Source organism: Acetobacter vaccinii, assembly GCF_008365315.1.
GTDB lineage: Bacteria > Pseudomonadota > Alphaproteobacteria > Acetobacterales > Acetobacteraceae > Acetobacter > Acetobacter vaccinii.
Map to the genome: position 1 here is coordinate 19,412 of NZ_CP043508.1, position 13,159 is coordinate 32,570.

The 13,159-nt window shown below is 56.0% G+C and carries 11 protein-coding genes; 2 read left to right on the forward strand and 9 right to left on the reverse strand.

Annotation, left to right across the window (positions count from 1 at the left end):
• Positions 1–141: 141 nt before the first annotated feature.
• Positions 142–1,410, forward strand: a complete 1,269-nt coding sequence (locus FLP30_RS13575; protein ID WP_149280549.1) for a RelA/SpoT domain-containing protein — start codon at positions 142–144, stop codon at positions 1,408–1,410.
• A 170-nt stretch (positions 1,411–1,580) separates the two neighbouring features.
• Here FLP30_RS13575 and FLP30_RS13580 read toward each other — a convergent pair whose 3' ends face one another.
• From FLP30_RS13580 to FLP30_RS13610, 9 genes are all read right to left on the reverse strand, one after another.
• Positions 1,581–2,957: an IS1182-like element ISGdi16 family transposase gene (locus FLP30_RS13580; RefSeq protein WP_149278715.1), complete on the reverse strand. Its 1,377-nt coding sequence runs from the start codon at positions 2,955–2,957 to the stop codon at positions 1,581–1,583.
• 343 nt (positions 2,958–3,300) lie between these two features.
• Complete coding sequence (locus tag FLP30_RS13585) at positions 3,301–4,944, reverse strand: dynamin family protein (protein ID WP_149280550.1); 1,644 nt, start codon at positions 4,942–4,944, stop codon at positions 3,301–3,303.
• Positions 4,931–6,808 carry a dynamin family protein gene (locus FLP30_RS13590; protein WP_149280551.1) on the reverse strand — a complete coding sequence of 626 codons (1,878 nt, stop codon included), beginning with the start codon at positions 6,806–6,808 and terminating at the stop codon, positions 4,931–4,933. Before FLP30_RS13590 ends, FLP30_RS13585 begins: the two co-directional genes overlap by 14 nt.
• Before the next feature lie 100 nt (positions 6,809–6,908).
• Entirely contained in the window at positions 6,909–7,646 is a 738-nt protein-coding gene (locus FLP30_RS13595; RefSeq protein WP_149280552.1) for a Y-family DNA polymerase, read from the reverse strand.
• A gap of 3 nt (positions 7,647–7,649) precedes the next feature.
• Positions 7,650–7,874 (reverse strand): LexA family protein, encoded by a 225-nt coding sequence (locus FLP30_RS14400; RefSeq protein ID WP_408834577.1) that lies wholly within the window; start codon positions 7,872–7,874, stop codon positions 7,650–7,652.
• On the reverse strand, positions 7,856–8,014 hold the full coding sequence (locus FLP30_RS14175) for a hypothetical protein (RefSeq protein WP_168200143.1): 159 nt from the start codon (positions 8,012–8,014) through the stop codon (positions 7,856–7,858). Before FLP30_RS14175 ends, FLP30_RS14400 begins: the two co-directional genes overlap by 19 nt.
• Before the next feature lie 77 nt (positions 8,015–8,091).
• The gene (locus FLP30_RS13600) at positions 8,092–8,406 is read right to left on the reverse strand and encodes a hypothetical protein (protein ID WP_149280553.1); all 315 of its coding nucleotides are present in this window, start codon (positions 8,404–8,406) and stop codon (positions 8,092–8,094) included.
• Positions 8,407–8,433: 27 nt separating this feature from the next.
• Complete coding sequence (gene mobF, locus FLP30_RS13605; RefSeq protein WP_149280554.1) at positions 8,434–11,616, reverse strand: MobF family relaxase; 3,183 nt, start codon at positions 11,614–11,616, stop codon at positions 8,434–8,436.
• Entirely contained in the window at positions 11,613–11,882 is a 270-nt protein-coding gene (locus tag FLP30_RS13610) for a hypothetical protein (RefSeq protein WP_149280425.1), read from the reverse strand. The genes mobF and FLP30_RS13610 overlap by 4 nt, the downstream gene beginning before the upstream one ends.
• Positions 11,883–12,215: 333 nt before the next feature.
• Between FLP30_RS13610 and FLP30_RS13615 the strand changes: the two genes are divergently transcribed.
• On the forward strand, positions 12,216–13,130 hold the full coding sequence (locus FLP30_RS13615) for a hypothetical protein (protein WP_149280555.1): 915 nt from the start codon (positions 12,216–12,218) through the stop codon (positions 13,128–13,130).
• Positions 13,131–13,159: the final 29 nt, after the last annotated feature.

Below are 13,159 nucleotides of genomic sequence, written 5' to 3' on the forward strand. Positions count from 1 at the left end.
GACAGGCAGCAGTCGCCCTCATGTCGGTCATATAATTTGGATGTTTCAATAATCATTAGCGGACATCTGATTTGATGAATAAATTTTTTGAGTATAGGTTGATTTATAATTTAATGTGCAGGCAAAATTTGGAGGAAAATTATGACGATCTCGAAAAGTCGAATAGATAAAGCAGGTCGAAATCTGGCATATCCGGCAGAGTTAACTATCGAATCGATGGCGCTTGAAGAAGATTTCGATGATTACCGAATTTCTCACCTTGAACCTCTTTCAAGTATTACATTAGAGATCCAAGGTTGGCTTCATGACTACGGAGGAGGCTATTACATAGCTCAAAGGGTTAAGCGTAAGCCACAGATCATACGAAAATTGCGTAGACTAAGTGTTCGCCTCACACAGCTTCAGGATATTGGAGGCTGTCGCATAATCGTTGAGAAAAATGAGAGTGTAGACCGCCTGATCGACTTCATCAAAAAGAATGTAAAGAACAATGCGTCATTCGAATTGAAGCGTGTAACAGATTACCGAGTGCAAGGCCGCGATCTAACAGGCTATCGCTCTGCGCACCTTCTTTTGCAGCGTGATGGTCGTTCTATTGAACTTCAGATTCGGAGTCGGATACAGCATTACTGGTCTGAATCAATAGAAAGAACATCAGTAATTTACGGAAAACACTTAAAGGAGCAAGAAGGCAACCCTGTAGTTATTAACTACTTCAAGCATCTTTCTGATATTTTCTATGAAATCGAAAGTGGGCGTGACCCAAGCGTTCAAGATAAAGTTAAACTGGATCAAATGCGCGAGCAGGCACAGACCATTATCTATGATGCTGATCGCAACCGTATATTCGACAGTAATATCAATGAAGATATAGTGCGGACTCTTGCAGCTACGCAGGGGTACGAAGGCAATCTAACGAACTGGATTATGGTATTTAACTGGAACTCTGGTGAATTTGTAACCTGGGATGTTGTTGGTCGAAACGCTGAAAGTGCTAAAGAAAAATACACTCATTATGAAAATCAGTTTAGTTCCGATTTGGGGTTTGAGGTCGTTATGATTGGAGCCTCCGATATTGCTACAATTCGACAGACTCACAGCCATTATTTCGGAATAGAAAAATTTGATGATATTCTTGAAAATCTTGATCAATCTATAATTGGATTTAAGACAAGGATGGATATTGACGTGGGTGCACGGAAAATACTGGAACTTTTAGTAAGAAAGAAGTATTGGGGTCGAAAAAGTATCTCCGAAGGAACTTTGAAAAATCATTTTACAAGAAGTGTAAATACATTTGATACATCAATAAATACGCTGCGCGACTTAGGTCTTCTTACAGTTGGTGAGCAATATGCAACTATATCGCTCAATTTGAAAAAAAAATCTGAGATCGAACGCTATCTTTAAAGATTTGAATCTACAGTAAGCAGGCGTCGTGATAATTATGAAAAAGTCCGGTTCCATAGAATTTCAGCCTAACTGCGGACTTTCCGCTGCCCCCCGATAGTGTTGAAAAACTCATGGTGAAGAGTGAAAGTGTTGCCAAGCCACTTCGACATAAGTGCAGCTTTCTTGCCTCAGGTGGATAAGGCAGGCGCTCCGGGAGGTATCAGTTTCGCCATTTTGCGGAGATTTTGAGCAGCTGCGGCGAGATGGAACTCATCACGGGCACCGTTTGGTCCTCTGAGCCTCAACCGATCGATCTTCAAAATGCGCTTGAGGTGAGCAAACAGCATTTCAACCTTCTTTCGTTCTCGTCTGGAGATAATATAGGCGTCGGTTAAAGCAATGTCGCGGGCCATATCACGAGCGCCTTCATGAATAGAGCGCAGAACCTTACGATTGGGCTGATTGGGGCAGCATTTTGGTTTGAGAGTGCATACGTCGCACGCCAGTTTCGACGAACGGTATCGAAGTAGGTTGTCGGGAGGGGCATTTGGTTGATCCGAGTTGATCTTGCGCCACTGCTGCTTCAGTTGCTGTCCTCCAGGACAGATGTAAAGATCGTGCACGTGGTCATATGTGAAATCTCGACGTTCGAAAGTCCCGTCCTGCCGGGCAGATTTGTCGAAGACCGGAATGTGAGGTTCGATGCCACGCTCATGAACCAGCCACGCAAGATTTTCAGCGGATCCATAAGCTGTATCCGCCGCAAGCCTTTCGGGCCATATTCCAAATGTTTCCTGCGTACGCTCTATCATTCGGCGTTGCGCCGTAACCTCGGCCTGCCGGATGGCTGTCGTGGTTTCTACATCCATGATGACAGCCGATTTAAGGTCGATGAGGTAATTTGTGCAGTAGGCATAATAAGCAAGGCCACCGCTTGCAGCGTTCCAACGTGCCGCAGGATCGACCGGAGAGATATATTTTGGTTGCACGGGCGTAGCAGACCCAAATGCAGCATCGTCCAGCACCGAGAAATACTCCCGCACAGCACGTTGGGCTGCCTCGATCGGCAGTTTATCTGGGCCCGGAACACTACGCTGCCGATTAGCGTCAGCCTTGATCGTGCTGGCATCGACCGCAAAGCCTTCACCGCCCACCAGTCCCTTGGCGATACACTGCCGGACGGTCATTTCGAACATTTGGCGAAGCAGATCACTCTCCCGGAAGCGTCCGTGCCGGTTTTTCGAGAATGTCGAATGATCAGGCACAGGGCCGTTGAGACCAAGGCCACAGAACCACCGGTAGGCCAGGTTAAGATGGACTTCTTCACATAGCCGTCGCTCGGATCGAATACCCATCACGTAGCCAACGATTAACATCCTGATGATCAGCTCGGGATCGATTGAAGGCCGTCCCGTGCCGCTGTAAAATGGACGAAGATGCTCACGCAGGCCGTCCAGATCGACAAAGCGATCAATTGAACGCAAAAGATGGCCAGCTGGCACATGGTCTTCAAGACGGAACTCGTAGAACAGTGCCTCCTGTATTTTCGTTCGATCACCCATCATTTGCAGGTTCCTCCTGCGAAGAGTGAATCAGTGCTTCACTCTCAAAGCAAGCGCGACTTTTTCAACACTATCCCCCCTAAACAGCCTGTCGGCTCAGCAGAAACAGAGCAAACAGGCAGCAATCGCCTTTGTAGCGGACATAAGGTATTTTGAGTAGCGTTCCTAGAGCAGGCATAATCAATCCATCTGGAAATGGACGATCCGGGTTGATATAAGCCTATATAAATCATAGTTATACAGCCCTCTCTTGTGAGGAGACTGTGTAAGCAATAATTCCGGCACGGTACAACCCGGCACGCTTCATGATTGCAATGCCGGAACTTTGCGGGCCTTCAAAACTTGGTCAGTAATTATACTGTTCAAGCGTCTGTTTGGCGGTCAAGAAGAGCGTGCGGTCCTCCCTGAGCGCGGTATTCTCTTGACTAATTTCCTTCAGACGGACACGGACATTAGTCTCGAGCACTTCAAATGCCTGCTGGGCCTGCTGGGAAATCCATAGCATGGCATCCTGCCTGTATTTTGAGAGGAAATCGTCTGCGGCATCGGCTATGGCACGCGCTTGGCGCTCTGCCTCCCGACGCGCTTTCAGTTCATTATGAATGGCCATCCCAAAACCGATAACGGTAGAAATTACCGTCAATGCCGGTCCAAGGAATTTGCCATATTTGGCTGCGACGGCGCCAAGCCTGACCGCGCCCTTCATATGATAAAGGGGCTTGAGAACCGACCCGACACTGGTTTTTGACACGTCCTTGCCAAACATGAGAACAGATTTCAAAAGAGTTGTCGACTGCTCGGCAGGAAGTGCCGATAACCCTGAGCTAAGGTTTTGGCCGAGTTCAGCGAAATGCTTTCCAAACACACTGCTTTTCTGCTCATCTCCTGTTTCAAGGTTGATGTTGGTTTGGGAAATTTTCGACTTGATGAGTTCGGCCAGTTTTTCGACGTCAGCGTCAAGGCCACGGTATTCTTCCGCGATTTGTGCCTCCATATGAGACCACAAATCCTGTTCCATGCCATCCGCGATTTCCGTCAGGTCGCTTTCCGGCACGTTTGGGTCACCTATCTTATTGCGGCAGTAGGCCAAAACTCTGGGGCGGGAGGAGCCAATAATGGTGTCGAGACGTGCTCGCGCCTTCACAAGCACTCTTTCCCTGCTTTTGCGAACTGTCCGGTCAAGCTCATCGACACAACGGCTCTCATCATTCCCCGCTCTTTCCTCCAAAACCGCAGAGGCCTTATCGACCAGGTCAAGAACGTCTCTTGCAGCGGAGCGGCAGACAACCGAATAATCACAGTCCTCAAGGAACTGAAAGAGCTTGCGCTCCAACTCATCAAGACCACTATTTCTGACTAGGGCCGATTTGTTTTCCATTCGCCCCTTCAGAGCAGAACGTGCATTTACAACGCAGAGATCGACCTGATCGAGAATATTTTTTATGCCTGCCGTCCCAGCGGAATTTTGGAGATGGGCCCGCGCGCTATCAATGACGACCACATACTCCTCGCCGTCACGCTCGAGGGACATCTTGTCGTTAATGACGAGCAGAAGACGGCGGCCGCGACGCAGTATGTCGATGAGAGCATTCCATGTTTCCCCCTCTGCCGCGACACCACCGGCAGCAACGATAAAAAGGATGACATCGCTCCTGTTGAGGGAGCTTTCGGTAACTGCCTCATGCTCGATAGGGGCATCAATGCCGGGCGTATCGAGCAACGTATATCCTCGCCAGTCATACCCTTTAATCTCGGCCGTCTCCGGCCTGTCGGCCATGGCGGCCTGCTCCGAACCAAGCAGCGCGTTGAGCAATGTGCTCTTGCCCGCGTTATAGACGCCATAGACCATGATACGCGGTCGATCCGTCTCAGCCCGGGCTCGCAGGGCAGATGCCATTTCAGCACTCGCATTTTGGCCAAGCCAGCGGTCTATGACCGGAGACACCGTGTTGAATGTCTCGTTAATGGGTGCGAAATCAGGCAGCAACATGGTTTAATTCCTCTTCTAGGTTCTCAATTATTGTGTTGAATGCCTTCTTGTATTTTTCTGTCACGACACAAAGCTCATTAACGCACTGAATAGTATTCGGTGAAACCCAGTCGTTTACCCACTTTTCGATTGGTCCAGACACTTCTGTCATCCAGACCTCGAACAGTCTGTTCGCATTAGCGGCAACAACGGCACGGTTATCTCCTATCAGGACTTTCGTTTCGCTCTCGCCATCAAACAGACTTCCCCCAATAGCACCGACGAAAGAGCCAACCGCGCCGCCTATCATCGCCCCGATGGGCCCTCCCATCAAACCGATAGCGCCTCCAATTGCCGTTCCTGCAGTCGAACCTACGCCTTTTCCCATAGAACTTTCACGCATAGTCGTAGAATAGATATTCTCGTATTCAGGAATACTCTTCATACTTGAGCACATAAATTTTGTCTTAATTGGGTCTGTAAGGCCAAATTTATTTGCCACAATTGTCCAGAAAAAGTTCGTAGAAGATGTTCTGTGTTTTTTTAATATAGCATGAAAGGCTTCGTTTTTTTTCTCTGCAGCCATTTCTTGAGTGCTAGCGCAAATTGCATCCGTTTTCATCGAAGCTATTTCGTGAGCAGCATTCCGGCAGTATTCCCCCAATTTCTTTTTGAATGACACGATATCTTTCGAGAAGGCCTCGTTCACTGCATCAATTTTGACAAAGGTTGCCATCATCTCTTTCATGCAGTCTCTAATATCACGCAGCGATGTCACCATGCGTGCGCACTCACCTTGGGCCTCCAATATCTGACCCATGGTTGTGAAGAAGTTTTGCATGCCACTCTGGTACCATAACGTCTCCGGAGAGCCTTTTCTTTCACACGCAAACCGTGCAGAAACAGACACTACCGAGAATTCATAGAGACCAACCTCTTGGGGTTCGAAACCACTTTCGATGAAAGCACGCAGACCCTCACACTGTTCCTGCCTCACAGAATCAGATTTCATAGTCAGGGTACGGATGATATTCCCATCAGCGTCTTCATCTTCGTCCATCGTATCAGAGGCTGTTATAACCAATAAAAGTGGCTTGCCACTGCGTAGGAATGACAAAATTTTGGTCCTGTCGGACTCACGTTGGGGGCTGCTGGAATTCAGCGTATAAATGATGAGATCGGAAGCATCGACATACTGATAGGCTAAATCCCCATTGGAAGCGTTCACGGAATCAACACCTGGTGTATCTACCCAAGTGAAACCCGGAAGGCTGAAGCCCTGAATGGAAGATGTGGTCTCGGCAATGCCGATACCAAATGCCCTTTGTCTCGCCATGATTTCAGGGGACATCTTTTCATTCAGGCCGCTGCTTGTCTCGTAAAAGAAGGTTGGCTGCGGCGAAACGCTTTTGATGGCGTGGGCGTCCGGTGAGATGGCCTCATAGGCGACAAAGTTTCCTAGGGATGACTTGCCAGCCTTGACCTTACCAAAGACGCAAGCCATGCGGCCTTGTCCATATTTCAACGAGAAGTGGTTTCGGCGTTGATATTCCTCAATTTTACTGACTATATTTTTATGATAGGAAGTAATAGCTGAAACCCATGTTTTACGTTCATTGTATAGGGCGGGTAGGCCCATCTCTTCCAGACCATCGTCACTGTCTAATTTCGCCTTTCGGGCCGCGACAACAGATCGGACCTGATTTTCCATTGTATGAGTTGCCTGGTCGATGTGTCCAAAAACCTCGTCCAAGTCTTTCTTCATCTGGTAAAGCGCGTGTTCTGCTCTAGCAATGTTTTTATTGCGACTCTCGCTCTCCAATGCTGAAACAAAGTTCAGAAAATCATTACGGCTTTTAAATTTTTGGCAACTAAGAGGAATCATTATTCTATATCATTAATAAATTTAAAATGAATATTATGATATATTATATTACTTTTTTATGCAAGGGCTTACAATTGAATCCCAATTCGCCCCCACGCCCTCAGAACGTCACAGCCTCCATGATCTCGGACAGCTGTGTGGTGTAGCGCGGGGAGCGCATCTGCTGGCGGGACTTCCAGCGGGGTTCCAACCCCGCCCCCAGCAGTTGCAGACTACCCTGTCCGAACTTCCGGTTCACGGCATCCATGGCCTGCGAGGCTTTCAGCCCACGGGTATCATTCCCCCCGAACAGAGCCGTCTGCCGGTTGCATGGCGCCAGGTCGTTCAGCGTGACACCGGCCTTCGTATAGCGGTAGCCCTCTTTCCACACGGTGCGCAGCAGTGTCCGCGCATGCCCCAGCAGCGTGAACGTATCCTGGGTCGGCCCCCAGCCAACACAGGTCGGGATTTTTGTGACCTGCTCCACCGTCCGCCGCAAATCCCGGCAGCGCCCCAAAAGATCACCCTCAAGCCCGCCCAGATCCAGAAACATCTCGTCGATCGAATAGACCTCCACTGAGGGCACATGCTCCTGAAGAACCTGGCACACCCGGCGCGACATATCGGCATAGAGCGGATAATTGCTCGAATACCATGCCACCCCCGCCAGACGGGGCTGCCCCCGCACCAGATACCAGGCCTCTCCCATGCCGATCCCCAGCGCTTTCGCCTCGGCCGTGCGCGAGATCGCACAGCCGTCGTTATTGCTCAGCACGACAACAGGCTGATGCTTCAGGGAAGGATCAAAGGCCCGCTGGCAGGAACAGTAGAATGCGTTGCAGTCGATCAGGCCATACATGGCTCAGTCCTCCGTACGGACCAGACCCACCACATGGCCCCAGATGTCCACATCCTGGGAGGGGTCAACCCGCAGGGCCTGCCGTGTAGCGTCGCCCGAGACCAGAACCCAGCCGGTGTCCTGCCGCCGGAGTTCCGCCAGCAGGATCTGCCCCCCGGCACTGGCAATGACCAGCCTGCCTGAACGCGGCAGAGCCGCCGTATCGGCAATCAGGATATCCCCGTCCAGGACGCCCCTGCCACCCGCACGGGATAACGACCGGGCGCCGTCAGGGAAAGCACGGCGGCAAGATCAATCGGCCCTTCCACAGCCCCGGTCGCCGGGCTGGCAAAGCCTGTCGTGCGCGCCCCCGTATAGGCCGCCATCATCCACTCCCTCCCCATGCGTTACATAGAACATAGTGAGAACATGACGGCCGATAAATTTCAAGCGCTTTTCGTCCCCTTCAGCGCCGCCAGCCTTTGAGACCCTGCCACGCCTCGCTCAGCACCGCCCCGGCAACAGCCCGATCGGACACCGACCCACGCAACGCAGGGTGTGCCACCACCATACTGTGGAGGTCCTGCATATCCGCCAGGCTCAACGTCTCGCGGGCATCGACCTCGGCTTTCAGGGCCGCCAGAACCCGGGCGTTCAAGACCGCATGCCGTTCCCGGAAGGCGGCATAGTCCTCTGCACTCTGCAGACCTTCAGCCTCCCGCTCCGCCACGACCAGGGGCATCAGGATCTGCAGCAGTGTCTCACTCACTGTGTCTTTCATGGTCTCTCCTGTTCTCTGTCTGTTGACTTAGTGTCCCGGCGTGGCCGAGGGGGTGGGCCGGTGGCTCCGCTCACGCTCAGTCTTCACCCGCGCCGCTTCGCGCTGCGCCTCTGCCTCCCGGCGGCGGAGCGCCTCATCAACCTGCCTGTTGATCCGCTCCGCAATGTTCTGGGTCTCATAAGCCCGCTTGCGCATGGTGCGGCTGATGTCATCCCAGCGCTCACCCGGAATGGCCCGTAGCCCCTGAGTCGCCTTACGGGCCCGCCACGCTCCACCGGGAGACTGCCCCGCCTGCGTCATGGCCTCCACCGTGTGGCTCTGCCTGATCCAGCGTTCGGTCTGCGCCTCAAAAGCCAGCCGCCGCTTCATCAGGTCAATCCCGACCGTCTTGTAGGGATGCCTGCCCAGGTCAGCGGCAATCCGGGTCAGAAGGTCCTCCTGTGTCACCGGGGTCGTATCCCCCAGAGGGCGCGAGAACTGCTCGGCCTCACGCACGGGAGCCTCCGCAATCCGGGTCCAGCAGGTCTGCACATGGCGGCTTTCCGCCACATAGGCGGTAAAGCCCGTCATGGCCGCAGTCCCCCGGGGCATGGCGTTGATATGCTCATCCGAGGTGATCCCCTGGGCTGCGTCAATGGTCATGGCATGACCGAAGCCCAGACGCGTGCGCCCGCTCTGCCGGTCCGCCAGCCGTTCCCAGGGCACGAACCCGTCCAGCCCCCGGCTGTTGGCCAGCCGCAGTCCCGCCGCATCCCACCCCGTCACCGACACGATATCCCCGTTGGAGCCCAGGTGCCGCCAGCGCAGTCCGTGCGGCGTACGCACCTGGGCCTGCACGCGGTCAAACAGACGCACCCGATCCCCAACCGACAGCGGCAGTTCATAGGCTTCCCCACGCTGGTCCATCGCCGGGCGGAGGATCTCGGCCTCACCAATCTCGCCACGGGCCCGCAGGCGGCTGCGCACGGCCATGCTCAACGCCATAACATCCTCATTGGTCGGGGCCGACATCGTAATCCCGCGCCGGGACCCCGCTGCGGCCAGCATGTCGCGCCGCCTGAGATAGAAATCCGCAATCTCATCGACCACCTGGCTGTGATCACCCCCGATCAGACGAAACGTCCCATCCCGGCTTTTCATGGCAATGGCTTCGCGCGCACGCTCGGCGTCCTTCTCGAGCTGCTCCGCCTCCGACAGTGCCGGATCGCGCCCCTGACTGCGGAACAGCCCCGCGATGGCCCGCCCCCGGGCCGAGGCCTGCCGGATGGTGGACAGTAGTTCGGGGGCTGCCTCGGCGGGCAGGACACGCCTGAGGATGGCCAGGCTGTCCCCGGCCTCAATCGCCTGCGCCTGTTCCCGATCTCCCAGAAGCCGCATGGAAAACCCGATCGTCTCCTGCAGTTCCAGCAGCCGCAGCATCTGGCGGGGGCCGATCTGGCTGACCTCGTCCAGCACCAGCACGGTCTGACGGGTCAGCCCATGCTCGCCGGTCTCAATGTCATGCAGCAGCTTCGCCAGTGCAAAACTCTGGCTGATCCCCGTATCGCGCAGGGCATCAGCCTGCCGCCAGGCCATGGCGGCCCCGATGACCTGACGGCCCTCCTCTTTCCAGGCCGAGACCAGCGGTGCGAGCAGGGCCGTCTTGCCCGCCCCCGCAACACCGGTCAGAAAGCCCAGCCCCCCGGCCCGACCCATGGCGAAGATCGCCGCTTTCTGGGCCCGGCCATGGTCAGGCTCGCGCTCAAAGTCCAGGGAGGAAGCCGCAATGGCACGGGCAATCACCGCATCGTCCAGACTGCCCTCACGGGTCCGGGCCGCCAGCCCGGCCAGACGCCCCATCTCCGTCTCGACCCGGATCTGCTCGCTGGTCGTGACCTGTACCCGTCCCTGCGCCATTCCCTGCAGGAAATGCACCCGCTCGCCACGGATCTCGATCCCACGCTCCAGAATCATCTCGGCCACCCGGTCGATATCCTGTGGCCCATCCAGACCCGTCGCAATCAGCCCGTGAGCCGCGTGCATCCGAAACGCATCCCGGTCGATCACCGCCTGGGTTTCAAACTCCTCGGCCAGAAGGCGCGACGCAATGGCACAGGCCTGCTCGTAGCGCTGCCGGGGGTCCATGGGGGCTGTCGCCGCCCCATCCTCCAGAACGCTGTGGTGCGACCAGCCCAGAGCCCGGGCCTCCTCGCGCCAGATCTCGCGGTCATTGGTCCCGTCGTATTTCTTCGAACGATACGCCAGATTGGCCTGGTGCAGCACCTTGAACTTCTGCTCGGCCGACAACGTATCCCAGTTCCCGCCCTGTCGTTTGACGAAGGCCTTGGCCTGCTGCTCCGCCTGTCGGCTGCGCTTGGAGAACGCCTCGCAGACATCACGGGGGATGGCCTCAATGACGATGGCGCGGCCGCGCTCATCCGGCCGGACACGCACCCCCATACTGCGCAACTGCTGGCCCAGCTCGGCCTGGAAGTAGGCACCGAACAGATGCGATGTCATCTTCGTCACCCGGGCCGTGTCCAGAGACCCCAGATGGCCGTCTTCCGTCGCAACGGCATTGAACACCGCATTATGGATATGGGCCTGTGGATCACCCGGCACGGGAATTTCCACCGAAGCGGTCGGCCCGTTGAGCCCATCCTGGATATGCATGGCCGGGCGGGCCGTATAATGCCGGAACGACACCCAGGCCACCTCCCCCGCCTCATGCTCCCCCTGACCGCCCTGCCCCCGGCGGGCCACGCCGATCTCGCGGCCAATCAGCGCCAGGGCACGGTCGTTGGCCTGCTGGATGGCGTGCCAGATCAGCGCCTGTTCGGCCGTAGTCGCGGCAAACTCGGCGGCCAGCGTCACGGACTTATCGGGGGAGGCCGTGAAGTCGATCCCCGAGATGGTCCTGTTGGCATGCGCCCCCGGCCAGTCCGCCCCATCCGAGGCGCGCTTGCACTCGAACAGCCGGATCAGTTCCTCATCCGTGGGAGGCCGGGAGATGTCCAGCCCCAGGGCATCCGCGATCAGCGGCCCGATATCGGGTGCCCAGGACCCCTGGCCATCCCGGCCGGTGAAATAGCTGTTCAGACGCCCACCGGCCTCTGCGGTCTGGCTGGCCGTGTGGTCCCCGACCGGACCGGGCCTGAGCTGATGCTCCCGCATATAGGCGACCAGAAGCCTGCCCACGCCGTTGGCCGAGAGCTTGCGATAGGTAATCATCCCTGGCGGTGCTCCTCAGGCGCGCACAGGCGGCCAAGGCTGGCCTCCACCCTCTGGAGCACCTCAGTCTGTTCGGCAACACACGCCGCCAGCTGCTGCAGGGCATCCGCGATCCGGTTGGCCTCATCGTCCTCGGCGGGCATCACCACCTCAAGGATCTTGTGCAGGAGATCGAGCGCCTGCTTCTGGCCGCTATCGAGCTGCGCCAGCCCCCTGGACAGCACGTTCGCAAGATCGGCGGATGACGCGGTTTTCTCTGTCGGCATTCCTCTGCTCACTTCCTGAATGGATGAAAGTGACCAGTCTCAGCCAACCCGTTGTGGGTGCGAACAACCCGGCCGCAGGCCGCGTCACAGCGTGACAGCGCTTCTCCGTCTTCCGGACAGCCTGTGCCCCCGCAGGGGGCGCACCCGCAAGGGTGCATTTGTATATGGTCTTTTCTTAAAACCTGTCCCGCTTCTGTCTTCTGTCTATCGCGAAGCGAGGGCGAAGCCGAGGCGGAGCCATGCCAAAGTTGACTCGCAAAAGCGACAGGGGTAGCAAGAGCAAAGACCGGCACCACCGCCGTCTGCGGGCCTGAGAGAGGGGGAGGAGTGACAATGAGCGCAACCACGGTCCCCGATATCGGACAGTTCCTCGACCTTGTCGGCGGAGCCTGGGAACACTCCGCTCTGTTCCGCTTTCTGCGTGAGCACCATGACGCCATTCTGGAGCGTCAGAATGGCGAACGGATGAACTGGCGGGCTCTGTGTGCGTATTTCGGGCAGTGTGGTCTGACGAACGTTAAGGGCGAAGCCCCCAGCATCTCCTGTGCCCGCAAGACATGGTACCGTGTGCGCCGGAGCTTCAGCCTGCTGCGCGCACGCCGTGACGCAGAGACGGCAGAACGCGAGGCCCAGCGCGAGCAGGCCAGGATCGACGCTCTGGCCCGCAAACAGGCGCAGGCGGCAGAAAAAGCGGATATCCGCCAGAAAATGGCGCAGGCCGAGCAGGAATTTCAGGCCCGGCAACTGGCTCAGGCCAGACGAAACAGCCCCTCGGTGCTGTATCCCCAGGGCTATGAGACACCCGCACCACTGGCGCAGACGTTTGCTCCGGCTGTGGCGAGCGTAGCTGCGGCGCCCGTCGTGCCCCAGGACAACACCACAGATGATGACCAGCCACGCGTGCGTATCGGAGAAGTCGCGCATTTCGTGCAGATGAAGACCCAGGCCCCGCGCTACGGTCATGAGCGTGACATTCCGCTGCCTCCGCCCTATGTCGGGCCGCGCCCGGCAGGGATGCCCGAAGACCTCCCGCTTGAAGCCCTGATGCCTCTGGATGCCAGCGGTCGCGATGAAAACGGGAATTATGATTTTCTACAGATGCCCGGTCAGCCCCGGCGGTCGTTCTACGACAACAAGAGGATCTGGGCGCTGGACTGTCTTCCCATGATCGAAGCTATCCCGCCTCGTGAACGCCCCCCTGCGCTAAAATCAATGCGTGTCTGGCTGACTATGGTTCTTGGACAGTAATCCGACGGGCAAGAACCGCACCCACAACA

Bases quoted from the DNA above. Each gene is read 5' to 3' on its own strand.
- FLP30_RS13575 (WP_149280549.1), top strand. From the start codon at position 142: ATGACGATCTCGAAAAGTCGAATAGATAAAGCAGGTCGAAATCTGGCA.
- FLP30_RS13580 (WP_149278715.1), bottom strand. From the start codon at position 2,957: ATGATGGGTGATCGAACGAAAATACAGGAGGCACTGTTCTACGAGTTC.
- FLP30_RS13585 (WP_149280550.1), bottom strand. From the start codon at position 4,944: ATGTTGCTGCCTGATTTCGCACCCATTAACGAGACATTCAACACGGTG.
- FLP30_RS13590 (WP_149280551.1), bottom strand. From the start codon at position 6,808: ATGATTCCTCTTAGTTGCCAAAAATTTAAAAGCCGTAATGATTTTCTG.
- FLP30_RS13595 (WP_149280552.1), bottom strand. From the start codon at position 7,646: ATGTATGGCCTGATCGACTGCAACGCATTCTACTGTTCCTGCCAGCGG.
- FLP30_RS14175 (WP_168200143.1), bottom strand. From the start codon at position 8,014: ATGATGGCGGCCTATACGGGGGCGCGCACGACAGGCTTTGCCAGCCCG.
- FLP30_RS13600 (WP_149280553.1), bottom strand. From the start codon at position 8,406: ATGAAAGACACAGTGAGTGAGACACTGCTGCAGATCCTGATGCCCCTG.
- mobF (WP_149280554.1), bottom strand. From the start codon at position 11,616: ATGATTACCTATCGCAAGCTCTCGGCCAACGGCGTGGGCAGGCTTCTG.
- FLP30_RS13610 (WP_149280425.1), bottom strand. From the start codon at position 11,882: ATGCCGACAGAGAAAACCGCGTCATCCGCCGATCTTGCGAACGTGCTG.
- FLP30_RS13615 (WP_149280555.1), top strand. From the start codon at position 12,216: ATGAGCGCAACCACGGTCCCCGATATCGGACAGTTCCTCGACCTTGTC.